Source organism: Pseudomonas sp. PS01299, assembly GCF_029960145.1.
GTDB classification, from domain to species: Bacteria; Pseudomonadota; Gammaproteobacteria; order Pseudomonadales; family Pseudomonadaceae; genus Aquipseudomonas; species Aquipseudomonas putida_A.
In genome coordinates this window covers 1-24,527 of record NZ_JASCPO010000080.1, presented here as the reverse complement: position 1 = coordinate 24,527, position 24,527 = coordinate 1, and the positions used below count along the sequence as shown (strand labels likewise).

Here is a 24,527-nt window from a genome sequence, read left to right as displayed (position 1 = left end):
GGGCTTGCTCGCGAAGGCGTCGTGTCAGTCGGCAATAGGCTGGCTGAACTACCGCATTCGCGAGCAAGCCCGCTCCCACAGGGGGGACGGCCCTGTCAGTTCGGCTCGAACGGATACGGCTGCTTCCACTGTTCGAAAATTGGCTTGAGCTCGCCGCTCTTGACCAACTGCTCCATGCGCCGGTCGAACACTGCCATCAACATGCGCGCTTGCGGTGTGTTGGCGAAGCACAGGTACAGCGGCAGTTCGGCGATATGCGTCTTGCGAAACTGCGTCGGTTCCCTGGCCCGGCCAAGCACGTAATCGATTTCGGTCAAAGCATCGATGTAATAGTCGGCGCGGTTGTGGGTGAGCATCGAGAGGATCCCGGTACGTCGCACGACCTCGTTGAAGTTGCGCACGCCGGGTAGATAATTCTGATAGTCGTAACCACGAACCCAGGCCAGCCGATATTGACCGAGGGTTTCCGGGGTCGGTGCTGGATTACTCGCCAGGCCCAGGGCGTAGATGTGGTCGGTGTCGAAATTCCAGCGCGGATAGAGCAGGTCGCTGAATTCTTCATGATAAGAACCGACACAAGCATCGACCTCGCCACGCTGGGCCAGCCCAACTGAACGAGTGTACGGTTCGCTGCGAATGTCGAGTTTCACTCCCGCCGGTTCGAACACCTTGCGCAGCACGTCCCAGCCCAGGCCATGACCGTCCGCGGCGGTGTAATCTTCCCAGTCCTCGCTGGCCAGGTGGATGACCGACGGCGCGTGCGCGGTTTCCTGCGCACTGGCGACAGTGCCCAGCAAAGTCAGAAACACCAGCGCCAGCCAGCGTCGAGCCATCCCTAGTCTCCTCACTGAACCCGGACAATCCGGATCAGGCGAAAATCCACACCAGCCCCTGCATCGCCAGCCAGGCGAACACGCCGGCCAGCACGTCGTCGAGCATGATGCCGACGCCGCCATGGACATGCCGGTCGATCCAGCGAATCGGCCACGGCTTGAGAATATCGAAGAAACGGAACACCAGAAAACCCGCGAGCAACCAGTACCAGCCCTCCGGCACCAGCCACAGGGTGATCCACATCCCGACCATTTCGTCCCAGACGATGCCTTCATGGTCGTGGACCCGCAGATCGTCGGCGACCTTGCCGCACAGCCAGAAGCCGAACAGCATGGTGATTCCGAGCATCAGCCAGTAACCCCAGTCGGGCAACATCTGCCACAACGGGATAAAGGGTAGCGCAACTAACGAACCCCACGTGCCCGGCGCTTTCGGCAAGGTGCCGGAGCCGAAGCCGAACGCGAGGAAATGCCAGGGATTGCGCCAGACCGACGGCGGAACGAATTCGGCCGGAACCTGTTTCGGGTGATCTGTCACGGTGTCTCCTGAAAATGTTGATAACCCCGGATTTGCGGGGTGATGTCGTGTCCTTCGCGATCCAGCAGCACCACACCCTGGCCCTGCGCCACACGCCCGATCACATGGATCGGCCAGCCATCGGCCAGCAGTGCCGGCAACTCGACGGACGGTAGCGTGAAGGCCAGCACATAGTCATCGCCGCCGCTCAACGCCGCCCGTTCGGCACCGCGCTGACCGAGAAACGCCACTAAAGCATCGGACAACGGTACGCGCTCGCGTTCAACTTCGAGGCGAACCTGCGAGGCCAGGGCGATATGCCCACAGTCGGCGAGCAGGCCGTCGGAGATGTCGAGAGCGGCAGTGGCCTTGCCACGAAGCGCCTGACCAAGAGCCAGTTGCGGCTGGGGCGACCAGTAATGATCGAGCAGCGGCTGGGCGATATCCGTTGCGGCTTCACGCTGGCCAAGCACCAGCGGCAAGGCACCGGCGGCATTGCCCAGTTCGCCGCCAACACAAAGCAGGTCGCCCGGTTGTGCGCCGCTGCGGGTCAAGGCCTGCCCGGCCGGCACGCGGCCGAACACCGTCACCGTGAGGCTCAACGGGCCGCGCGTGGTGTCGCCGCCGACCAGCGCGACGCTGCAGCCCTGCGCCATGCGGTTCAAACCGTGGGCATAGGTTTGCAGCCAATCGGCAGTCACCGTCGGCACAGTCAGGGCAAGGGTAAAGGCAACGGGCGTGGCGCCCATGGCGGCCAGATCGCTGACCGCGACGGCCAGCGAGCGCTGACCGAGCAGAAACGGATCGCAGGGATCGGCGAAATGCACGCCGGCCACCAGCGTATCGGTGGAAATCGCCAGCTGTTCCCCGGGGGGAACCGCCAGCAAGGCGCAGTCGTCGCCGATCCCCAGAGCAACGCCCTCGCCGCCCTGCGCACAAGGCGCGGCGGCGAAGAAATTGCGGATCAGCTCAAACTCGCCCATGAGGTCTCAAGCGCGTATCAGCGCTTGAACGCCTTCACTTCAGCTTCACGCAGGCGCGGAGCCAGCTTGTCGAGTACGCCGTTGACGAACTTGTGGCCGTCGGTCGAACCGAAGACTTTCGCCAGCTCGATACCTTCGTTGATCACCACGCGGTACGGCACATCGACGCGCTTGAGCAGCTCCCAGGTGGACAGGCGCAGAACCGCCAGTTCAACCGGGTCCAGCTCTTCGATTTCGATGTCCAGGCACGGCTTGAGCGCGGTGTCGATTTCGGTGCGGCTCGCCGGAACCCCGTGGAGGATTTCGCGGAAATACGCGCCATCGACATCGGTGAAATCGTTATCAACGCGGAACTGCGCTTCGATCTCGTTCAGCGAAGCCTTGGCCATGTGCCACTGATACAGGGCCTGAGTCGCGAGCTGACGGGCTTCGCGACGCTTGACGCTTTTCGATGGCTTGCCGGCATCCGCAGGTTTCGGATCGCGCGGGTTGAAACGATCGCTATCGTCGCTAATCACTTGGCCTCCAACTGCGCCAGCAGGCTGACCATTTCCAGAGCGGACAGGGCAGCTTCAGCACCTTTGTTGCCGGCCTTGGTGCCGGAACGTTCGATGGCTTGCTCGATGGAATCAACGGTCAGGACGCCGAACGCGACCGGTACGCCGAACTCCATGGACACCTGGGCCAGACCCTTGGTGCACTCGCCTGCCACGTATTCGAAGTGTGGAGTGCCGCCACGAATGACCGCGCCAAGGGCGATGATGGCTGCGAACTCGCCTTTCTGGGCGACTTTCTGCGCGACCAGCGGGATTTCGAAGGCGCCAGGCGCGCGGATGATGGTGATGTCGCTTTCGCTCACGCCGTGGCGAACCAGGGCATCAACTGCACCGCTGACCAGGCTTTCAACCACGAAGCTGTTGAAACGGCCCACTACCAGAGCGTAGCGGCCTTTAGGGGCGATGAAGGTACCTTCGATGGTCTTCAGGGTCATTCGTCAGATCTCTTAAAGAGCCGGGACGCGTTTCGTACGCATCCCTCAGTGATATTAGCCACAAATTCATGACCGGAAACACCGCATTGCTGTTCGACTACACCCCTGTGGCGAGGGGATTCATCCCCGATGGACTGCGCAGCAGTCCCAACCAAATAGGGCCGCTACGCAGCCCGTCGGGGATGAATCCCCTCACCACAAGGATCTACATCAACAATGCCGAATTCACCGGGTCATTATTCGGAGGGCACGTATTCTACAACTTCCAGATCGAAACCGGATATCGCATTAAATTTCATTGGCGCCGACATCAGGCGCATTTTGCGCACACCGAGGTCACGCAGGATCTGCGAGCCGGCACCGACGATGCTGTAAGTGGTCGGTTTTTTCACCGCCGCCTGCTCACCGGTTTCGCGGATATGCGCCAGCAGCACGTCGCCGTCCAGCGGGTGGCCGAGCAACAGCACCACACCGCTGCCGGCCTCGGCCACCGCAGCCATCGCGGCGCGCAGGCTCCAGCGGCCCGGTTGCTTGACCATCAGCAGGTCGCGCAGCGGGTCCATGTTGTGCACGCGAACCAGGGTCGGTTCCTCGGCGCAAACGGTGCCCAGCGTGAGGGCCATGTGCACGTCGCCTTCCACCGAATCACGATAGGTCACCAGGTTGAATTGGCCCAGTTCGCTGTCCAGCGGCTGCTCGGCAATCCGCTGAACGGTACGTTCGTGGATCATCCGGTAGTGAATCAGGTCGGCGATGGTGCCGATCTTGATGTTGTGTTCGGCGGCGAACGCTTCCAGCTCAGCGCGACGGGACATGGTGCCGTCGTCGTTCATCACTTCGCAGATCACGCCGCTTGGCTCGAAACCGGCCATGCGCGCCAGGTCGCAGGCGGCTTCGGTGTGACCGGCACGGGCCAGCGTACCGCCAGCCTGGGCCATCAGCGGGAAGATGTGGCCCGGGCTGACGATGTCTTCAGCCTTGGCGTCTTTGGCCGCCGCCGCTTGCACGGTGCGCGCACGGTCGGCGGCGGAGATACCGGTGGTGACGCCTTCGGCAGCTTCGATCGATACGGTGAACTTGGTGCCGAAACCGGAACCGTTGCGCGGGGCCATCAACGGCAGCTTCAACAGTTCGCAACGCTCGCGGCTCATCGGCATGCAGATCAGGCCACGGGCGTGCTTGGCCATGAAGTTGATGTGCTCGGCCTTGCAGCATTCGGCGGCCATGATCAGGTCGCCTTCGTTCTCGCGGTCTTCGTCATCCATGAGGATGACCATCTTGCCTTGGCGGATGTCTTCAACCAGTTCTTCGATGCTATTGAGCGCCACAAGGCACCCCCTTCAGTCAGGATTTGAGATAGCCGTTGGCGGCCAGAAAGCTTTCAGTAATACCGCCAGCGCTTGGCTCAGCAGCCTTGTCGCCGAGGAGCAAACGCTCCAGATAACGCGCCAGCAAATCGACTTCCAGGTTCACCCGGCGGCCCGGCTTGTAGGAAGCCATGATGGTTTCGCTCAGGGTGTGCGGAATGATCGTCAGCAGGAATTCGGCGCCATCGACCGCGTTCACGGTCAGGCTGGTGCCGTCGACGGTGATCGAACCTTTATGGGCGATGTACTTGGCCAGTTCCTTCGGCGCGCGAATGCGAAATTCCACGGCGCGGGCATTGTCGCTGCGCGACACCACTTCGCCGACACCGTCGACGTGACCGCTGACCAGATGCCCGCCGAGACGGGTGGTCGGGGTTAGGGCTTTTTCCAGGTTGACCGGGCTGCCGCTTTTCAGGTCATTCATGGCGGTGCAGTCGAGGGTTTCGCGGCTGACGTCGGCGGCAAAACCGTTGCCCGGCAGTTCAACCGCCGTCAGGCACACGCCGTTGACCGCGATGCTGTCGCCGAGTTTGACGTCGCTCAGGTCGAGCTTGCCGGTTTCGACATGCACCCGCACATCACCGCCCTTGGGGGTCAGTGCACGGATACTGCCGATGGATTCGATGATGCCGGTAAACATGGGGTTCTCCTTGAGAACGAAGCCAGCGCTAAGGCGATGGCCGGGAATTATACGCTCGCCGAAACGACTGGCGTCGCAGTGACTCGCCAGTCATCGCCAACCGCGCGGATTTCAGTGATTTTCAGCTCGGGAGCGTCCTTCATATAGGCCAGCGGCCAGTCCAGCAGCGGCCGCGCCGAGGAGCCGAGAAACTTGCCGGCGATGAAGATCACGAACTCATCGACCAGACCAAGCTGCGCGAACGCGCCGGCCAAGCGTGGGCCAGCCTCGACCAGCACTTCGTTGACGCCACGGTTGGCCAGTTCGATCAGCAGTTGATGCAGATCGACCTGACCGTCGTCACCCGGCACGATCAGGCATTCCGGGCCATTGGCGTATTGCTCTTCGACCGCCATGCAGGTGGCGACCAGCGCCGGGCCGGCCTTGAAGAACGGCGCATCCAACGGCACCCGCAGGCGCCCATCGATCAGCACCCGCAGCGGCGGACGGCTCATGGCCAGTGCGGTTTGTTCGGCATCCAGACCCAGTTCGTCGGCGCGCACGGTCAGGCGCGCGCCGTCGGCCAGTACGGTGTCAGCGCCGGTCAACACCACGGCCGCCTGCGCGCGCAAACGCTGCACGGCGGAACGCGCGGCCGGGCCGGTGATCCACTGGCTCTCGCCACTTTCCATCGCCGTGCGCCCGTCGAGACTCATCGCCAACTTGACCCGCACGAACGGCAAGCCATGTTCCATGCGCTTCAGGAAACCTTGATTGAGCTGGCGCGCCTCGACTTCCAGCACGCCGCTTTCGGTGGCGATCCCGGCATCGCTCAGACGCTGCAAGCCACGCCCGGCGACCTGTGGGTTCGGATCGCGCATCGCGGCGACCACCCGAGCAACCCCGGCAGTCACCAACGCATCGGCGCACGGCGGTGTGCGGCCATGGTGGCTGCACGGCTCAAGGGTCACGTAAGCCGTGGCGCCCCGGGCCAGTTCACCGGCAGCGCGCAGGGCGTGGACCTCGGCGTGGGGTTCGCCGGCGCGCTCGTGAAAGCCTTCGCCGACAATCTGCCCGTCACGCACGATCACGCAGCCAACCCGTGGATTGGGATGGGTGGTGTAGTGGCCCTTGCGCGCCAGTTGCAGCGCGCGCGCCATGAAGTGGGCGTCGAGGATCGCCTGCTCGGCGGCGCGGGTCATTCTTTCACCGGTTCGCGGGCGAGGCGGTCGATCTCTTCACGGAACTCGTTAAGGTCCTGGAAGCGCCGGTATACCGAAGCGAAACGGATGTAGGCCACTTCATCGAGCTTTTGCAGCTCGGCCATCACCAGTTCGCCGACCACGAGGGATTTGACCTCGCGCTCGCCGGTGGCGCGCAGCTTGTGCTTGATGTGAACCAGAGAGGATTCGAGGCGCTCGACGCTCACCGGACGTTTCTCCAGCGCGCGTTGCATGCCGGCGCGGAGTTTTTCTTCGTCGAACGGTTGGCGGCTGCCGTCGGTTTTGATCAGGCGCGGCAACACCAGTTCGGCCGTCTCGAATGTCGTGAAACGTTCGCCGCAGGCCAGGCATTCACGCCGGCGGCGCACCTGTTCGCCCTCGGCGACCAGACGCGAGTCGATGACCTTGGTGTCGTTGGCACCGCAGAAGGGACAGTGCATGGTGGCTGGCAACAAAAAAAGGGAGGGCCATGGTAGCGCATCCCGGTGGCAAGACAAGCCATAGGGTTTGCGGTATACAGACTGCCATGATCGTTTGATCCACGGATTTCATTTTCTGGAGCTGCCAATGTCGCTACGACCGCTCGTTTTGCTCAGTCTTTTCGCCCTGCTGGTGGCCTGTGGCAGCGACAAGCCCAAGCCGCAACCGCCAACACCGGGCCCTGCACCACAACAGGCGCAGAAAAAAGCCCGCGAGGCCGCTGATCTTGGTCCGCTGCCGGCCTATCAACGGGAACTGAGCGGCACCCTGCAAGGCGTGCCGGCCGGGGCCGAAGTCGAACTGGCGCTGCTGGTGATCGATGAAAAGTCGCGCCCGCAACAACTGCTCGCCAGTTCCAGCCTGATCGGCAACAACCAGATTCTGCCGTTTCGCCTGCGCTTCAATCCGGAGTCATTTCCGGCCGGCGCACGGGTTGAGCTGCGCGGTCGTGCCACGCAGTCGGGCCAGTTGATCCTGCACCTGCCGTCGCAAACCATTACCCAGCCGACCACCCAGGCGCTGGGCCAGCTGCAATTTGTCAAAGCACCATGACCGTACCGCTCGACCTACAACAGGCGTTGGGTGAATTGCTCGGTGATGCGCGGCTCAAGGCCTGTGCTTTACCGGGCACCGATTTGCAGCTGTGGCTGATCGACGGCGAGAACATGGATCGTGAATTCAGCCCGGACGAAACCCGGCGCATCCTTCACGAGCCGCCCTATTGGAGTTTCTGCTGGGCCAGCGGTCTGGCGGTGGCGCGTTATCTCGCGGAGTTCCCCGAGTGGGTGCGCGGCAAGCGGGTGCTGGATTTCGGCGCCGGCTCCGGCATCGCCGCTATTGCTGCGGTCAAGGCCGGGGCTTTGGAGGTGGTGGCCTGTGATCTGGATCCGCTGGCGATTGCTGCGTGCCGGGCCAACGCTGAACTCAATGATGTGCAGATGAGTTATTCGACGGACTTCTTTGCCGAGGCTGATCGCTTCGATCTGATCCTGGTGGCGGATGTGCTCTACGACCGCGAGAACCTGCCGCTGCTCGACGCGTTTCTCAGCCGTGGCCGCGAGGCGCTGGTGGCGGATTCGCGGGTTCGGGATTTTCGCCATCCGTTGTATGAGCGAATCGAAATGCTTGAGGCGATGACCTTGCCGGATCTGGCGGAGCCGGAAGAATTTCGGCATGTGAGCCTGTACCACGCGCGGCGGAGCTAAAAAGCTTCGTCGGATCGCCGCCCGGAGCAAGCCCGCTCCCACATTTGGATTGCGTTCCCCCTGTGGGAGCGAGCTTGCTCGCGAAGGCGTCCTATCAGGCAACACATCTCTAAACCTGCCCCCGCTTCCGGCCACACCCCGCCAAGCCGTATAGTTGCCCCATCCACGCTTTTACGAGATCCCCCATGAGTCAGCAAACGCCGTACATCTTCGACGCCACGACTGCCGATTTCGACCAGTCGGTGATCGAAGCCTCCTTCAACAAACCGGTGCTGGTGGATTTCTGGGCCGAGTGGTGTGCGCCGTGCAAGGCGTTGATGCCGATGCTGCAAGGCATTGCCGAGAGCTATCAGGGCGAACTGCTGCTGGCCAAGGTCAACTGCGACATCGAACAGGACATCGTCGCCCGCTTCGGCATCCGCAGCCTGCCAACAGTGGTGCTGTTCAAGGACGGTCAACCGGTGGACGGTTTTGCCGGTGCGCAACCGGAATCCGCAGTGCGCGCGTTGCTTGAGCCGCATGTGCAAATGCCGCCGCCGGCCGCCGCCGATCCGTTCGAACAGGCGCAAGCGCTGTTCGATGAAGGGCGTTTCGCTGACGCGGAAGCGGCGCTGGTGGTCATGCTCACCGAAGACAACAGCAACGCCAAGGCGCTGATCCTCTACGCCCGCTGCCTGACCGAGCGCGGCGAACTGGGCGAGGCACAAACCGTGCTCGACGCGGTCAAGAGCGATGAGCACAAGGCTGCACTGGCCGGCGCCAAGGCGCAGATCAAGTTCCTGGGACTTGCCCGTGATCTGCCGGATGCTGCCGACCTCAAGGCGCGTCTGGCCAAAGATCCGCAGGACGACGAAGCGGTGTATCAACTGGCGATCCAGCAACTGGCGCGTCAGCAATACGAAGCCGCGCTGGAGGCCTTGCTCAAGCTGTTCATCCGTAACCGCAGCTACGGCGAAGGGTTGCCGCACAAGACGTTGCTGCAGGTGTTCGAACTGCTGGGCAACGATCATCCGCTGGTGACCGCTTACCGGCGCAAGGTCTTCGCTGCGCTGTACTAAGCGCTCACTCGACCCAGCTATAGAGCGGCGTATCGCCGCCGCTCGCCACTTTCACCTGTGAACTGTGGCGCAAGCGCACCAGCAGGCGTTTGCCTGCGGCCGCGCTGCCGGTCAATCCCTCAAGCTGCTCCAGAAGATCCGGCCCGCTGAGCTGCCCGGCTTTGCGCAGCAGATCCTGCGCGACCTGCCACAACGCATCGTCCTGGTTCAGTGGCTTCACTGCCGGCGTGCTCAATGCCGCTTCAGGCTGATCACCCTGCGGCTGCGCGCCAAGGGCTGCGCCGAGCTTCACCCAATCGCTGTCATCCAGCTCCACCGTCAAATCCACCGGCGTCGCGCCGACGGTTCCGCGTATCCGCAACATCTGCTTCGCTCCTGCACATTTCTGACCTGCATGCTCCCACGGGACTTGTGCAACGCCAAGCGCACGGGCAAACTCTGCGAACTTTCGTTATAAGATTACATAACAAACTCTTCACTTTACTTTCCGGAGACCGCCATGCGTCGTCTGCTGTTCGCTTTGCCGTTTGCCCTGTTGCCGCTGGCCATCGCCCATGCCGCCGATGAGCACGATCATGACCATGAGCACGGCAGCCTCGGCGCCCACGAACATGGCGTCGGCCGCTTGAACGCCGCACTCGACGGCCAGACCCTGGAGCTGGAACTGGAAAGCCCGGCGATGAACCTGGTGGGCTTCGAACACGCCGCCGCCAGCGACGCCGACAAAGCCAAAGTCCTGGCCGCGCGCACCAAACTGGAAAACCCGCTGGCGCTGTTCAGCCTGCCAGCCGCCGCCGGTTGCAAGGTCACCAGCCAGGAACTGGAAAGCCCGCTGTTCGGCGACAAACCGGCTGCCGACGAGCATGACGATGATGATCACGACGAAGATGCCAAGGGTGGTGAAGCGCATCACCACGATCACAGCGAAATCCACGCTCACTATCAGTTCAGTTGCGCGGCCCCGGGTGCTCTGAAGACGCTGGATCTGGCGAACATCTTCAATACCTTCCCGGCCACTCAGAAAATTCAGGTACAACTGATCGGCCCGAGCGGCCAGCAGGGTACGGAAGTGACCGCCAAGGCGGCGTCCCTGAAATTCTGATCACACCGAAAATCCCCTGTGGGAGCGGGATTGCTCGCGAATGCGGTGCGTCAGTCAACATAGATTTGGCTGATCCACCGTATTCGCGAGCAAGCCCGCTCCCACAGGGTTAAGTGTTCACTCCTTGAAACTGGTGCCATGACCCAAGCACTCATCGAACTGTCCGACCTGGGCTTCAACTGGCCAGGTCACCCGCCGCTGCTGGACATCCCGGCGTTTCGCCTGGAACCGGGTGAAACCCTGTTCCTCAAGGGCCCCAGCGGCAGCGGCAAGACCACCCTGCTCGGCCTGCTGGGCGGGGTGCAGAAGCCCGGTCGCGGCAGCATTCGTCTACTCGGCCAGGAGCTGACCGAACTCGGTGCCGGCGCCCGCGACCGCTTTCGCGTCGATCACACCGGCTACATCTTCCAGCAGTTCAACCTGCTGCCGTTTCTTTCGGTACGCGAGAACGTCGAGTTGCCGTGCCACTTCTCCAGATTGCGTGCCGAGCGGGCGAAACAGCGTCACGGCAGCGTCGATCAGGCCGCCGCCACCCTGCTCGCCCACTTGGGCCTGAAAGATGAAAGCATCCTCGGTCGTCGCGCCGATTCGCTGTCGATCGGTCAGCAGCAACGGGTCGCCGCCGCTCGTGCCTTGATCGGCCAACCGGAACTGGTGATCGCCGACGAACCGACCTCGGCGCTGGATTACGACGCCCGGGAAAACTTCATTCGCCTGCTGTTCGCCGAATGCCGCGAAGCCGGCTCGAGCCTGTTGTTCGTCAGCCACGACCAGAGCCTGGCGCCGCTGTTCGACCGTCACCTGTCCCTGGCCGAGCTCAATCGCGCCGCCACGTCTGCCGAGGTCTGAGATGTATCTGTTTCGTCTGGCCATGGCCAGCCTGGCCAACCGCCGCTTTACCGCCCTGCTCACCGCGTTCGCCATTGCCCTGTCGGTGTGCCTGTTGCTCGCCGTCGAGCGCGTACGCACCGAGGCCAAGGCCAGTTTCGCCAGCACCATCAGCGGCACCGACCTGATCGTCGGCGCCCGCTCCGGTTCGGTGAACCTGCTGCTGTACTCGGTGTTCCGCATCGGCAACGCCACCAACAACATCCGTTGGGACAGCTTCGAACACTTCGCCAGCAACCCGAAAGTGAAATGGGCAATCCCGATGTCCCTCGGCGACTCGCATCGCGGCTACCGAGTGATGGGCACCACTGAAGCGTATTTCGAGCATTACCAGTACGGGCGCCAGCAGCATCTGCAACTGGCTGACGGCCGGGCGTTTGCCACCGATCCGTTCGAAGTGGTGCTCGGCGCCGAAGTGGCCGAAGCGCTGCATTACAAGCTCGGCGACCAACTGGTGCTGGCCCACGGCGTGGCGGCGATCAGTCTGGTCAAGCATGACGACAAGCCGTTCACCGTGGTCGGCATTCTCAAGCGCACGGGTACCCCGGTGGATCGCACGTTGCACATCAGCCTCGGCGGCATGGAGGCGATCCACATCGACTGGCACAACGGGGTGCCGGCCCGGGGCAACGGCCGGATCACCGCAGATCAGGCACGCAACATGGACCTGACGCCACAGGCGATCACTGCGTTCATGCTCGGCCTCAACAGCAAGATTTCCACCTTCGCCCTGCAACGCGAGATCAACGAATACCGTGGTGAGCCGATGCTGGCGATCCTGCCGGGCGTGGCCTTGCAGGAGTTGTGGAGCCTGATGAGCACCGCTGAAAAGGCGCTGTTCGTGGTCTCGCTGTTCGTGGTGCTGACCGGGTTGATCGGCATGCTCACGGCGATTCTCACCAGCCTCAACGAGCGTCGCCGCGAGATGGCGATTCTGCGTTCGGTCGGTGCGCGGCCGTGGCACATCGCGAGTCTGCTGGTGCTGGAGGCCTTCGCCCTGGCGCTGACCGGAGTGATCGCGGGGCTGGCGTTGCTTTACATCGGCATCGCCGCCGCGCAGGGCTATGTGCAGGCCAATTACGGTTTGTATCTGCCGCTGGCGTGGCCGAGCGAGTATGAATGGACGCTGCTCGGTGGCATTCTGGCGGCCGCGCTGCTGATGGGCAGCGTGCCGGCCTGGCGCGCGTATCGCCAATCCCTGGCCGATGGCCTGTCGATCCGTTTATGAGGATGTTCACCATGCCCCGCGCCGTGCTTGCGCTGCTGTTGCTGGTTGCCCTGCCTGTGTGGGCAGCGGCGCCGAAAGACCTGACCTGGTCGGAGATGATCCCGCCGGACGCCGCGCCGGAAGTGCCGAACATGACGCCGTTGCACGACATGTCGAAGATGAGTGATGCGCTGTCCGCCGAGTCGGCGCCGGCGGCGAAACAGGACATGCCCAACGCGCCGGTGGTGCAGAGTCTCGACGGGCAGAACATCCGCCTGCCGGGCTACATCGTGCCGCTGGAGGTCAACGAAGAAGGACGCACCACCGACTTCCTGCTGGTGCCGTACTTCGGCGCCTGCATCCACGTGCCGCCACCGCCGTCGAACCAGATCGTGCATGTGAAAAGCGAGCTGGGCGTGAAGCTCGACGAGCTGTATCAGCCGTACTGGGTCGAGGGACCGTTGCAGGTCAAGGCGTCCACCAGCGAACTGGCCGATGCCGGGTATCAGATGGCGGCGGACAAGATTTATGTGTATGAGCTGCCGGAGTGAATCCCGGTAGTTTTTGTATTGTTTGATCCGGCCTCTTCGCGAGCAAGCCCGCTCCCACAGGTGACCGCGTTCCAAAGTGGGAGCGGGCTTGCTCGCGAAGGGGCCGGCCAAGGTTCCACAAAAAACCGCGGCATCACTGTTTCATTGAGCTGAGTCAAAAGACCGTATCAGTTGGCTTCATACCATAGGACATCAGAAACTTTTAACGTCCTTTTGGAGCCCCCATGAACAAGTCCTTGCTCAGCGCCTCGCTGTTTGCCCTCGCGCTCGCAGCCCCGCTCGCCCACGCTCACGAAGCCGGCGACATCATCGTTCGCGCCGGTGCGATCACCGTCAACCCGAAGGCCGACAGCTCCAATGTCAAGGTCGATCAGGGTCCGTTGAGCGGCACCAACCTGGGCGGCAAGGCGACCATGAGCAGCGACACCCAACTGGGTCTGAACTTCGCCTACATGCTGACCAACAACATCGGTATCGAGTTGCTGGCCGCCTCGCCGTTCGAGCATGACGTGAAAATCAAAGGCACTGCGCTGCCAGCCGCCAACGGCAAACTCGGCACCCTGAAACACCTGCCGCCCACCCTCAGCGTCGTGTACTACCCGCTGGATGCGAAATCGCCATTCCAGCCGTACATCGGCGGCGGCATCAACTACACCTGGATCTACGACGAGCACGTCGGCAGCGAAGCCCAGTCCAATGGCTTCAGCAACTTCAAGGCGAAAAACTCCTGGGGCCTGGCCTGGCAGGTCGGCGCCGACTACATGCTGACCGACAACATCATGCTCAACGCCCAGGTGCGCTACATCGACATCGATACTCGAGCCACCGTCGAGAACAACGCGGTGGCACCGGGCACCCGTGCCAAGGTCAATGTTGATGTCGATCCGTTTGTGTACATGGTGGGTCTGGGCTACAAGTTCTAAGGCAGATTCAACCAGGAACGTTCACGTGGTGGTGAATGAGGCTTTGGGTGAGCAGGCTTAGAACTGACGACGATCACTTCGTGATCGATCGGGGATAAATCCCCTCGCCACAGGATTAGCGACAAATTCCGGCCGTGAAAAAGGCGCCTGTAAAAAGGCGCCTTTTTCATGTCTGCGATAAACCTACTTGCCGAGCAACCGCGCCAGCCCCACACGCATCGGCGTCGGCTCTGGCAGCTTGAAGCGTTGCAGCAAACGCGCGTTATTCGCCCGCGAGTGACGGATGTCGCCGGAGCGCGCCGGGCCGTAGCTGACCGGGGGCAGTTCGCCGACCACTTCCTGCAGCGCTTGCAGCATCTGCTTGAGGTTCATCGCCTGATTCCAGCCGACGTTCATCGCCCCCACTTCCACTTCAGGCTTGTCGATTGCCTGCACCAGCACGTCGACCAGATCCTCGACATAGAGGAAATCACGGGTCTGCTCGCCATCGCCGAACACGGTGATCGGCAGGCCTTTCTGTGCCCGCTCGCTGAAAATGCTGATGACCCCGGAGTACGGCGAGGACGGATCCTGGCGTGGGCCGAAGATGTTGAAGAAGCGGAAGATCACCGGCTCCAGGCCATGCTGGCGACGGTAGAAATCGAAGTAATGCTCGCCGGCCAGTTTGTCCGAGGCATACGGGGTCAGCGGGGCTTTTGGCGTGTCTTCGTCGATCGACTCGCCTTCACCGTTGTTGCCGTACACCGCTGCGCTCGAGGCGTAGAGCACGCGCTTGACCCCGGCCTGGCGCATGGCTTCGCAGACATTCAGGGTGCCGATGAAATTGCTCTGGTGCGTCTTCACCGGATCGTCCACCGACGCCTGCACCGAGGCCACCGCCGCCAGATGCGCGACGGCGCTGCAGCCTTGCATGGCCTGCGCGACCAGCGCGGCATCGGCGACGTTACCGACGATCAGTTCGACCTGTGGATTATCCAGCGGCAGGTTGCTGCGTTTGCCGGTCGACAGATCATCGAGAATCCGCACCGAGTGGCCGGTGGCGAGCAACGCGTCAGTCAGGTGCGAGCCGATGAAACCGGCGCCGCCGGTGATTAAAACAGGGCCTTCAGCCATGACGATAAAACCTATCCAGTAAAGCCGGGAGTGCGGCGCGCCAGGCGCGGGGCTTGATCCCGAAAGTGTGCAGAATTTTCTTGCAGGCGAGCACCGCGTGTTGCGGCTCCTCGGCGGCGTCCGGCCGCGCGGCATGCGCCTGAGCGGTCGGCGCTTCGATTGCCAACTGATGCAGGCTGCGCGCCTCGGTCAGAATCGCCTGACCGAGCGCCAGCGGCGTGGTCGCTTCGTGGCCGGCGTAATGGTAAGTGCCCCACAGCGGCGCTGCGCAATCGAGTTGCTTGAGCACCGAAATGATCACCCGTGCCGCGTCATCCACCGGGGTCGGATTGCCCCGGCGGTCATCGGCCATGAGCAATTCGTCCGGTTGTTCGGCGCGGGCGAGGAAGCGCCCGAGGGTGCCTTCAGGGCTGTCATCGAGCAGCCAGCCGAAGCGCAGCAACACGTGTTGCGGGCAAGTGGCGCGAACACTTTGCTCGATGCGCCACAGCGCCTGACCGCGCAGGCCCAACGGCACCGGCTCGTCTTTTTCGCTGTAGGCGGTCGCCCGCGAACCGTCGAACACCCGATAGCTGGAAGGCTGCACGAGGATGATGTTGTGGTGCTGGCACAGCTCGGCCAGCCGTTCGATGGCGCGTTCCTGCCCGGCCAGACGGCTTTCGCTGACGGTCTCGGCCTGGAACCAGTCGAAATAGTAGGCGAGGTTGATCAACGCATCCGGACGGGTATCGTCGAGCAGTTGCGTCAGGCTCGCGGCATCCCAGCCGTCTTCTGGCGGGCGGGGGGCGAGGAAACCGATGTCTTCTTCCGCACCGAGGCGAATCAGCGCCTGCCCAAGGGCATTTCCGCCGCCCAGTAACATAAGGCGCATTCGCATAGAGTCAGCAGGCCCAGTCTGATTGGAACGATGGCTTTAGCGACGGTGCTTGTGACACCCGTCGTCGATAATTGCCGGAATCGTTGCATTTTGCGGGTTTAGTGCGCAACCGTCACCCGTAAAGTGTAGATCCCTGGCATTTGTGGCGTTGCAGCAGGCCTCTTCGCGAGCAAACCCGCTTCCACAGGGGAATGCGGTCAACTGTGGGAGCGGGCTTGCTCGCGAAGAGGCCCGGCCAAACGCTGAAGATCTCAGCGGTACTTGCATCTTGCCGCCCCCACCCGCATAACTTAAGCCATGAATCTGCCCATCCCCAAGGACGCGGCCCTGGCAGGCTTTCACCCCGCCGTCAGCGCCTGGTTCAGCAGCACTTTCCCGACGGTCACCGCCGCCCAGGCCCGCGCATGGCCGTTGATCCGCCAGCGCCGCTCGACGCTGATCGCCGCGCCCACCGGCTCCGGTAAAACCCTTACCGCGTTTCTCGCCGTGCTCGACGACCTCGTCCACCGGGGTCTGGAAAACCCCGAAGGCCTGCCCGACGCAACCCTCGTCGTCTACGTTTCGCCGCTCAAGGCGTTGTCCAACGACATCCGCATCAACCTGCAGAACCCGCTGGCGGGAATCACCGAACAATTACGCCAGATGGGCCTGCCCGAACTGCAAATCACCACCGCTGTGCGCACCGGCGACACCCCGCAAAAAGACCGCGCCGCCATGCGCAAGCGCGCGCCGCACATTCTGGTGACCACCCCGGAATCGCTGTACGTGCTGCTTGGCTCCGAGTCCGGACGCAAAATGCTCGGCAGCACGCGCACGGTGATCATCGACGAGATTCACTCCATCGCTGCTGGCAAACGCGGCAGTCATCTGGCGCTGAGCCTCGAACGCCTGCAGGCGCTGTGTGCCGAACCCTTGACCCGCATCGGCTTGTCCGCCACGCAAAAGCCGATCGATGCCGTGGCACGGTTTCTGGTCGGCACCGATCGCCCCTGCGAAATCATCGACATCGGCCACGCCCGGCCACGGGATCTGGGCATCGAGGTGCCGCCGGTGCCGTTGTCGGCAGTGATGGCTAACGACGTCTGGGAGCTGGTTTATGACCGGCTCGCCGAACTGGCCCGCGAACACCGCACCACGCTGATTTTCGTCAATACCCGGCGCCTCGCCGAACGCCTGAGCCGACACCTCAGCGAACGTCTGGGCAAACACGCCGTCGCCGCGCACCACGGCAGTCTGGCCAAGGAATTCCGCCTCGACGCCGAACAGCGACTCAAGCGCGGCGAACTGCAAGTGCTGATCGCCACCGCTTCGCTGGAATTGGGCATCGATATCGGCGAAGTCGATCTGGTCTGCCAAATATCCTCGCCGCGTTCGATTGCCGGGTTTCTGCAAAGGGTCGGACGCTCCGGGCACCAAGTCGGCGGCACACCCAAGGGCCGCTTGTTCGCCACCACCCGCGACGACCTGATCGAGTGCGCCGCCCTGCTCGACTGCGTGCGCCGTGGCGAACTCGACACCCTGCACATTCCCGAAGCGCCGCTGGATGTACTCGCGCAGCAGATCATCGCCGAAGTCAGTTGCAAGGAATGGGCGGAGGACGCATTGCTGGCGCTGTTCCGCAAAGCCTCGCCGTATCGCGATCTCGACGAAAAACACTATCAGGCGCTGCTGACCATGCTCGCCGAAGGCTACAACGGTCGTCAGGGCATTCGCAGCGCCTATCTGCATCGCGACGCGGTCAGCCGCACTCTGCGTGGCCGTCGTGGCGCGCGACTGACCGCCGTGACCAGTGGCGGCACCATCCCCGACAACGCCGACTACAGCGTGTTGCTGGAACCGCAGGGCCTGAGCATCGGCAGTGTCAACGAAGACTTTGCCGTGGAAAGTATCGCGGGCGACATATTCCAGCTCGGCAACACCTCCTACCGAATCCTGCGGGTTGAAACCGGCAAGGTGCGGGTCGAGGATGCTCAGGGCCAGCCGCCGACCATTCCGTTCTGGCTCGGCGAAGCCCCGGGGCGCAGCGATGAATTGTCTGCGGCGGTGGCGCGGCTGCAAGCGACTCTCGACCTGTTGCTCGGCGCCAGCCCCGGCGATCTGCAACCGGCGCTCGACTGGCTGACCGCAACCCTCGGCCTGAACCGCGCCAGCGCCGAACAGCTGGTGGACTATCTCGCCCGCGCTCGCCTGACCCTCGGCGCCCTGCCCTCGCAGGACACGCTGCTGATGGAGCGGTTTTTCGATGAGTCCGGCGGCACCCAATTGATCATCCATTCACCGTTCGGCAGCCGCATCAACCGCGCTTGGGGCCTCGCGCTGCGCAAGCGTTTCTGTCGCACCTTCAACTTCGAATTACAGGCTGCCGCCAGCGAAGACGCGATCGTCCTGTCGCTGTCCACCAGCCACAGTTTCGAGCTGAACGACGTCTGGCGTTACCTGCACAGCAACAGCGCCGAGCACATCCTGATTCAGGCGATTCTCGACGCGCCATTGTTCGGTGTGCGCTGGCGCTGGAATGCCGGGGTGGCGCTGGCGCTGCCGCGTTTTACCGGCGGGCGCAAAGTCGCGCCGCAGTTGCAGCGGATGAAAAGCGAGGACCTGATTGCCAGCGTGTTCCCCGACCAGATCGCATGCCTGGAAAACCTCGCCGGCGAACGGGAGGTTCCCGAACATCCGCTGGTGGAACAGACCCTCGACGATTGCCTGCACGAGGCCATGGACAGCGACGGCTGGCTCAATCTGCTGCGGCGCATGGAGAGTGGCGAGGTGCGGTTGCTCAGCCGCGATCTGCCTGCGCCGTCACCGCTGGCGGCAGAAATTCTCAGCGCGCGGCCGTACAGCTTTCTCGACGATGCGCCGTTGGAAGAACGCCGCACCCAAGCGGTGATCAACCGGCGCTGGAGCGATCCGCAGTCCACTGATGATCTCGGTGCGCTGGACGCAGACGCCATTAACGCGGTGCGTGAAGAAGCGTGGCCGACGCCGGCCAACGTCGATGAAATGCACGAGGCGCTGATGAGTCTGGCGTGCGTCAGCGAGGCCGAAGTGCAGGCCCACGAGCCTTGGCGCGAATGGCTGGATACCCTGACAGACAGTGGCCGCGCCTGCCGCCTGATGATCGATCCACAGCGCTGTTTGTGGCTGGCACGCGAACGCCTGACCTGCCTGTTGGCGCTTTATCCACAGGCCACGCTGCAACCGCAGCAAGAGGCCTTGCCCGGTTTCAACGAACCTTGGACGTTAGAGGAAGCGCTGGTCGAAGTGCTCCGCGCGCGACTGGGCGCATTTGGCCCGCTGCCGTTAGCCGCCATTGCCGAACCACTCGCGTTGCCGATACCGCAGGTCAATCAGGCCCTCGCGCAACTGGAGCGCGAGGGCTACGTGCTGCGCGGTAAATTCACCCCGGGCGCGACGGTTGAGGAATGGTGCGAACGGCATCTGCTGGCGCGCATTCATCGCTACACGGTCAAGCGTTTGCGCCGGGAAATCGAGCCGGTGGCTCTGCAGGATTTCATGCGTTTTCTGTTCGACTGGCAGCATCTGTCCTCCGCTACCCGCGGTCAGGGCAGCGCGGTGTTGCCGGCGATTGTCGGCCAGTTCGAAGGTTACCCGGCAGCGGCCTCCGCGTGGGACAGCGACATTCTCCCGGCGCGCCTGAAAGACTACTCGCCGAGCTGGCTGGATGAGCTGTGCCGCAACGGCAAACTGGTGTGGACGCGCCTCAGCGCCCGGCAGAAAGTCAGCGGCACGGCGTTGCGCAGTACGCCGATTGTGCTGCTGCCGCGCAGTCAGGTCGGGTTGTGGAGTGCGCTGGCCGAGCAAACACCGGTCAGCGAACTGTCGCCGAAAACGCAAAAGGTCTACGAAGCGCTGAGTCAGCACGGCGCGCTGTTTTTCGATGAGTTGATTCACGAGGCGCATCTGCTGCGCACCGAGCTGGAAATCGCCTTGCAGGAACTGGTCGGTGCCGGCCTGGTGAACGCCGACAGCTTCGCCGGTTTGCGCGCCCTGATTACCCCGGCGAGCAAGCGCCAGCAACGCAGCAGTCGACGCGGGCGCGGGGCGTTTGTCGGTGGCATGGACGATGCCGGGCGCTGGGCGTTGTTGCGCCGAGGGCCGCTCGTGGAGAACAGCCAGAGCGCTTCGCCGGAAACCCTCGAACATGTCGCCATGACGTTGCTGCGCCGCTACGGTGTGGTGTTCTGGCGTCTGCTGGAGCGCGAAGCGGACTGGCTGCCGAGCTGGCGCGAATTGCTGCGCACGTTTCATCGGCTGGAGGCCCGTGGCGAGATTCGCGGCGGGCGCTTTGTCAGTGGTCTGGCGGGGGAACAGTTTGCCTTGCCGGAGGCGATTCCTTTGCTGCGGGAGGTTCGGCGGCGGGCGCATGACGGCAATTTGATCGCGGTGTGCGGGGTGGATCCGCTGAATCTGGCCGGAACGTTGTTGCCAGGGGCAAAAGTGCCGGCGTTGGCGAGTAATCGGCTGGTGTATCGCGATGGGGTGCCGGTTGCTGCCGAGATTGCCGGCAAGCAGGTTTTCTGGACTGAGCTGGATCAGGTGGTCATGGAGCAGGTGCGTAGCAAGCTGATCCGGCATTGATGTCGACAGTTCCGGCCCTTTCGCGAGCAAGCTCGCTCCCACAGGGGATCTGCGTCGTTCACAAATCCAATGTGGGAGCGGGCTCGCCCGCGAAGAGGCCGGCAATCCCACTGCAAAATCGGCAATCAAGTACTCGACTTTTGCGGCACCTCGCTCGCCACCAACTCCCCCTCACCCTGCCGCTTGGGCAACAAAACCTGCTGTGGATAAGTCTGCGCGAAATGCACGTCGGGACTGTTATCCACAAGCTTTTTCAAACGCTGGTTGAACGCCCGGCTCACCGCATATTGCCCACCCGACACGGTACGGAACTGCGCCGTCAGCACCACGCCGTTCAGGTCCATCCGGTCCACGCCAAACACATCCAGCGGCCCTTGCAGGTTGTACTTGAGGAACGGGTCTTCGCGGATCGCATCACCGGTCTCGCGGATCAGTTCGATGGCCTTGTCGACGTCGGTGTCGTAGGTGAACTGCACCGAGAAAAATGCGTAGGCAAACTGGCGTGATTGATTGGTCACTGCCTTGATCTGGCCGAACGGCACCGAATGCACAAACCCCTTGCCGTCACGCAGGCGCAGGGTGCGAATGGTCAGGCCTTCGACGGTGCCGGCATGCCCGGAATCAAGCACCACCCAGTCGCCGATCGACAGCGTGTCTTCGATGATGATGAACAGCCCGGTAATCACGTCCTGCACCAGTTGCTGCGAACCGAAACCGATCGCCAGACCGACCACCCCGGCACCGGCCAACAGTGGCGCAACGTTGATGCCGAGGTTGGCCATGGTGGTGATCGCGCAGATCACCACCAGGATGATTTTGATCGCATTGCGCAGCAGCGGCAGGATGGTTTTCACCCGGGTGCTGGGCTGACGCGACGAGCGTTTGCTCACCGGTGGTTTCAGCGCTTCCTGAATCGCCGTGTCGAGCACCACCCACAACAGCCACGTGACGAGGAAGATCAGGCCGATGCTACTCAACGCATTGCTGATCGCGCGGCCGATCGTGCTGCTCTGGGCGAAATCAAGCAGTGAAACGCCCCAGATCCGCCCGAGAATGTCGATGAAGGCAATCGCAATAACGATCCGCAGCAACGCGTGCAACAGGCTGAGAAAGCGCTCCTTGTAGGCGCTGCTGCGCTGGATCGCTTCGGCCTTTCGCGACTTGAACAGGTGCTGGAGGATGGTGCTGAGGAACACCGTGCCGATCAGCAGCACCGTGGTGAACAGCGCACAGCGCAGGGCCTTCTGATTGTCCTCACCGATGCCGATCAGATTGACCGCCGAAACCAGCACCATCAGCACGATCGGCCAGTACCAGAGCCCGGAAAAAATCCGCAGCGACTCCTGCAGCGACGGCTGTTTCAGACGTTGCGCCAGCGGTCGGTTACGAATCAGGTGCGCCACCGGCCGACGCAGGCGAATCACCAGCAGACCAAAGATGATCGAGGCGATCAGCCCGGTGAACACCGCGACGCTGCTGGTGATGTTGCCACCCAACTGACGGGCGATCTGTGGACTGGTCAACGCGTCACTGAGGGCGGCGAGAAAGCCGATCAGGAACAGCGGCTTCGGGCAGTAGTCGCGGATGATCCGCGCGGCCGGCCGTTTGTGGCCGACGTTGAACATCACCACCACGCACAACAACATCGAGGTGGAGAAAATCCCGCTGCTGGTGGCATACGCCAGACACAACGCCAGCGCCCGACCCACCGAGGCTTGCAGAAAGTGGCTGACGTACAGTGTCAGCGGCAGGCAGATCAGCGCTGGCAGCGTGTACGGCAGCAGGTAGCCAACCAAGTCCTGACTGCGCTGGCGGGTGCGCAGCCAACGCCCCTGACTCAGCCGTTTGGCCAGCAGGCTGCCGAGCACCGTAAGCAACGCGAAGGCGCCAAGCCACACGCCGGACAGAGTCAGGAAATCCCCGGCGACGCTCCAGCCGGATCGGTTCGACGGCTGGTTGACCAGTTTGTCGACCTCATCCGCCGCGCGATCGGCACGCAGGCGCCAGGCGTCGACCAGATGCTCGTTGAGATCGAGTTTGTCCTGCACGTCGTCGATGCTCGAACTGATCGCGCCGAGCAGACCGCCCTGCACAATTGGCTCGGGTTTGGCCGGTTCTTCAGCAGCAGCCGGAACACCCGGCAGCGTGGCGGCTTCGAGTTCGCTGGCGCCGAGAAACAGCAGCGCTCCCAGCAAAATGGCGATCCTGAACTTGATCAAAACTCCGATCCCTCTTGGCTGAACCTGTAAGGAACTGATCGGTAATTGTCTGGCAAGTTCAAGAGCACCCTCACCCCAGCCCTCTCCCCGAGGGAGAGGGAGCCGACCGAGTTGTGCTCTCGAGCTACATCGACCTGAAATATCCAGCCGAACTCAATATTGAGTGCAACCGAGATCCGCTCCCTTCCCCCTCACCCCCTTGGGGGAGAGGGGGCCGACCGAATTGAGCTCTCGAGCTACATCGACCTGAAATATCCAGCCGAACTCAATATTGAGTGCAACCGAGATCAGCTCCCTTCCCCCTCGCCCCTTTGGGGGAGAGGGTTGGGGTGAGGGGGGAGCGCTTTTGACCTTTGCGTCCAAGGCAAATATCAAATGCCCAACCCTGTATTTTTCCGCACAACCCAAACCCCGACACTGCGCTCCATTCAAACCTCTACCGGAGTGCTGTCATGCCCATTGCCTTGCTCGCGCTGACTCTCAGCGCATTCGCCATCGGGACGACCGAGTTCGTCATCGTTGGCCTGTTGCCCACCATCGGCGCCGATCTCGGCGTCAGCCTGCCGTCCGCCGGGCTGCTGGTCAGTCTGTATGCACTGGGCGTCGCCATTGGCGCGCCGGTGCTGACCGCCCTCACCGGCAAAGTCCCGCGCAAATTGTTGCTGCTGTCGCTGATGGTGTTGTTCACCCTCGGCAACCTGCTGGCGTGGATGGCGCCGAGTTATGAATCGCTGGTACTGGCGCGGATCGTCACCGGTCTGGCGCACGGGGTGTTCTTCTCCATCGGCTCGACCATCGCCACCAGCCTGGTGCCCAAGGAAAAAGCTGCCAGTGCGATCGCGATCATGTTCACCGGCCTCACCGTGGCTTTGGTCACCGGCGTGCCACTGGGCACGTTCATCGGTCAGCATTTCGGCTGGCGCGAAACCTTCCTCGCCGTCTCGGCGCTGGGTGTGATCGCCTTCATCGGCAGTCTGCTGTATGTGCCGCACAACATCGCCCACAGCAAATCGGCGTCCCTGTTGCAACAGCTGCAAGTGCTGAAGCAACCGCGTCTGTTGCTGGTGTATGCCATGACCGCAATCGGTTACGGCGGCTCGTTCATCGCCTTCACTTTCCTCGCGCCGATCCTGCAGGACATCTCCGGCTTCAGCGCCGGCACCGTCAGCCTGGTGTTGCTGGTATACGGTGTGTCGGTGGCGGTCGGCAATATCTGGGGCGGCAAACTGGCGGACAAGCGCGGGCCGATCAGCGCCCTGAAAATCATCTTCGCCCTGCTGGCGGCGGTGCTGTTCGTACTGACCTTCACCGCCGCCAATCCATGGCTGGCGTTGGCGACAGTGCTGGTGTGGGGCGCGGTGGCGTTCGGCAACGTGCCGGGGTTGCAGGTGTATGTGGTGCGTCAGGCTGAACATCACACACCGCGGGCAGTGGACGTGGCATCCGGGCTGAACATTGCTGCGTTCAACCTAGGGATTGCCGGCGGGGCGTGGGGCGGCGGGCTGATCGTCGAGCATTTGGGCCTGATTCATACGGCGTGGATCGGTGGGTTGGTGGTGTTGCTGGCGCTGGCGCTGACCGCGTGGAGCGGGCGACTGGATCGCCTCGGTCCGGCCTATGCCGAACCGGCTCAAGGCCGAGTATTCACGGGGCACTGAGTAACCCTGTGGGAGGGGGCTTGCTCCCGAAGTCGGTGTATCAGTCGCCATTGATGTTGACTGAACGACCGCCTTCGGGAGCAAGCCCCCTCCCACATTGGTTGTGTGATGTTC

23 protein-coding genes are annotated in these 24,527 nt (G+C 62.8%); 10 read left to right on the top strand and 13 right to left on the bottom strand.

The features are described 5' to 3' along the window. Positions 1-95: 95 nt before the first annotated feature. The 9 genes from QMX91_RS15925 to nrdR all read right to left on the bottom strand — a co-directional run bounded on the left by QMX91_RS15925 (position 96) and on the right by nrdR (position 6,973). Complete coding sequence (locus QMX91_RS15925) at positions 96-833, bottom strand: transporter substrate-binding domain-containing protein (RefSeq protein WP_134787430.1); 738 nt, start codon at positions 831-833, stop codon at positions 96-98. A gap of 34 nt (positions 834-867) precedes the next feature. Next, positions 868-1,371, bottom strand: a complete 504-nt coding sequence (locus QMX91_RS15920; RefSeq protein WP_007910933.1) for a phosphatidylglycerophosphatase A — start codon at positions 1,369-1,371, stop codon at positions 868-870. Then, positions 1,368-2,333: a thiamine-phosphate kinase gene (thiL, locus tag QMX91_RS15915; protein WP_282413016.1), complete on the bottom strand. Its 966-nt coding sequence runs from the start codon at positions 2,331-2,333 to the stop codon at positions 1,368-1,370. Before thiL ends, QMX91_RS15920 begins: the two co-directional genes overlap by 4 nt. Positions 2,334-2,350: 17 nt before the next feature. Next, on the bottom strand, positions 2,351-2,851 hold the full coding sequence (nusB, locus tag QMX91_RS15910; RefSeq protein WP_003228643.1) for a transcription antitermination factor NusB: 501 nt from the start codon (positions 2,849-2,851) through the stop codon (positions 2,351-2,353). Next, complete coding sequence (ribE, locus tag QMX91_RS15905; protein ID WP_003228649.1) at positions 2,848-3,324, bottom strand: 6,7-dimethyl-8-ribityllumazine synthase; 477 nt, start codon at positions 3,322-3,324, stop codon at positions 2,848-2,850. Before ribE ends, nusB begins: the two co-directional genes overlap by 4 nt. A gap of 236 nt (positions 3,325-3,560) precedes the next feature. Then, positions 3,561-4,652 (bottom strand): bifunctional 3,4-dihydroxy-2-butanone-4-phosphate synthase/GTP cyclohydrolase II, encoded by a 1,092-nt coding sequence (gene ribBA / locus QMX91_RS15900; RefSeq protein ID WP_003228650.1) that lies wholly within the window; start codon positions 4,650-4,652, stop codon positions 3,561-3,563. A gap of 16 nt (positions 4,653-4,668) precedes the next feature. Then, entirely contained in the window at positions 4,669-5,331 is a 663-nt protein-coding gene (locus QMX91_RS15895; RefSeq protein WP_095139117.1) for a riboflavin synthase, read from the bottom strand. A gap of 47 nt (positions 5,332-5,378) precedes the next feature. Further along, positions 5,379-6,512: a bifunctional diaminohydroxyphosphoribosylaminopyrimidine deaminase/5-amino-6-(5-phosphoribosylamino)uracil reductase RibD gene (gene ribD / locus QMX91_RS15890; protein ID WP_282413015.1), complete on the bottom strand. Its 1,134-nt coding sequence runs from the start codon at positions 6,510-6,512 to the stop codon at positions 5,379-5,381. Then, a complete protein-coding gene (gene nrdR / locus QMX91_RS15885; RefSeq protein WP_003228656.1) occupies positions 6,509-6,973 on the bottom strand; it encodes a transcriptional regulator NrdR in 465 nt (154 codons plus the stop codon). Before nrdR ends, ribD begins: the two co-directional genes overlap by 4 nt. 127 nt (positions 6,974-7,100) lie before the next feature. On the opposite strand from nrdR, the gene QMX91_RS15880 reads away from it, so the two are divergent. The 3 genes from QMX91_RS15880 to trxA all read left to right on the top strand — a co-directional run bounded on the left by QMX91_RS15880 (position 7,101) and on the right by trxA (position 9,276). Beyond that, on the top strand, positions 7,101-7,565 hold the full coding sequence (locus QMX91_RS15880) for a YbaY family lipoprotein (protein ID WP_098965824.1): 465 nt from the start codon (positions 7,101-7,103) through the stop codon (positions 7,563-7,565). Next, positions 7,562-8,218, top strand: coding sequence for a 50S ribosomal protein L11 methyltransferase (locus QMX91_RS15875; protein WP_134787434.1), 657 nt, complete (start codon positions 7,562-7,564; stop codon positions 8,216-8,218). The genes QMX91_RS15880 and QMX91_RS15875 overlap by 4 nt, the downstream gene beginning before the upstream one ends. Positions 8,219-8,403: 185 nt before the next feature. Next, the gene (gene trxA / locus QMX91_RS15870) at positions 8,404-9,276 is read left to right on the top strand and encodes a thioredoxin (protein WP_096796332.1); all 873 of its coding nucleotides are present in this window, start codon (positions 8,404-8,406) and stop codon (positions 9,274-9,276) included. A 4-nt stretch (positions 9,277-9,280) separates the two neighbouring features. Here the strand turns inward: trxA and QMX91_RS15865 are convergent, their stop codons facing one another. Further along, positions 9,281-9,640: a hypothetical protein gene (locus QMX91_RS15865; protein ID WP_115988796.1), complete on the bottom strand. Its 360-nt coding sequence runs from the start codon at positions 9,638-9,640 to the stop codon at positions 9,281-9,283. 135 nt (positions 9,641-9,775) lie between these two features. On the opposite strand from QMX91_RS15865, the gene QMX91_RS15860 reads away from it, so the two are divergent. The 5 genes from QMX91_RS15860 to QMX91_RS15840 all read left to right on the top strand — a co-directional run bounded on the left by QMX91_RS15860 (position 9,776) and on the right by QMX91_RS15840 (position 13,947). Next, on the top strand, positions 9,776-10,378 hold the full coding sequence (locus tag QMX91_RS15860) for a DUF2796 domain-containing protein (RefSeq protein WP_282413014.1): 603 nt from the start codon (positions 9,776-9,778) through the stop codon (positions 10,376-10,378). Positions 10,379-10,516: 138 nt separating this feature from the next. Continuing rightward, positions 10,517-11,227, top strand: coding sequence for an ABC transporter ATP-binding protein (locus tag QMX91_RS15855; protein ID WP_003228669.1), 711 nt, complete (start codon positions 10,517-10,519; stop codon positions 11,225-11,227). Position 11,228: 1 nt separating this feature from the next. Beyond that, complete coding sequence (locus QMX91_RS15850) at positions 11,229-12,494, top strand: ABC transporter permease (protein WP_027612941.1); 1,266 nt, start codon at positions 11,229-11,231, stop codon at positions 12,492-12,494. Positions 12,495-12,505: 11 nt separating this feature from the next. Then, entirely contained in the window at positions 12,506-13,024 is a 519-nt protein-coding gene (locus tag QMX91_RS15845; RefSeq protein WP_003228673.1) for a DUF3299 domain-containing protein, read from the top strand. A 224-nt stretch (positions 13,025-13,248) separates the two neighbouring features. Continuing rightward, positions 13,249-13,947 (top strand): OmpW family outer membrane protein, encoded by a 699-nt coding sequence (locus QMX91_RS15840; RefSeq protein WP_027612943.1) that lies wholly within the window; start codon positions 13,249-13,251, stop codon positions 13,945-13,947. Positions 13,948-14,130: 183 nt separating this feature from the next. On the opposite strand, the gene QMX91_RS15835 is transcribed toward QMX91_RS15840, so the two are convergent. Further along, complete coding sequence (locus QMX91_RS15835) at positions 14,131-15,060, bottom strand: NAD-dependent epimerase/dehydratase family protein (RefSeq protein WP_098965834.1); 930 nt, start codon at positions 15,058-15,060, stop codon at positions 14,131-14,133. Then, positions 15,053-15,937: a sugar nucleotide-binding protein gene (locus QMX91_RS15830; protein ID WP_027612945.1), complete on the bottom strand. Its 885-nt coding sequence runs from the start codon at positions 15,935-15,937 to the stop codon at positions 15,053-15,055. Before QMX91_RS15830 ends, QMX91_RS15835 begins: the two co-directional genes overlap by 8 nt. Positions 15,938-16,234: 297 nt before the next feature. On the opposite strand from QMX91_RS15830, the gene QMX91_RS15825 reads away from it, so the two are divergent. Next, positions 16,235-20,536 (top strand): DEAD/DEAH box helicase, encoded by a 4,302-nt coding sequence (locus QMX91_RS15825; RefSeq protein ID WP_282413013.1) that lies wholly within the window; start codon positions 16,235-16,237, stop codon positions 20,534-20,536. A gap of 125 nt (positions 20,537-20,661) precedes the next feature. Here the strand turns inward: QMX91_RS15825 and QMX91_RS15820 are convergent, their stop codons facing one another. After that, on the bottom strand, positions 20,662-22,755 hold the full coding sequence (locus tag QMX91_RS15820) for a mechanosensitive ion channel family protein (RefSeq protein WP_134787441.1): 2,094 nt from the start codon (positions 22,753-22,755) through the stop codon (positions 20,662-20,664). A gap of 452 nt (positions 22,756-23,207) precedes the next feature. On the opposite strand from QMX91_RS15820, the gene QMX91_RS15815 reads away from it, so the two are divergent. Further along, positions 23,208-24,413, top strand: coding sequence for an MFS transporter (locus tag QMX91_RS15815; RefSeq protein WP_282413012.1), 1,206 nt, complete (start codon positions 23,208-23,210; stop codon positions 24,411-24,413). Positions 24,414-24,527: the final 114 nt, after the last annotated feature.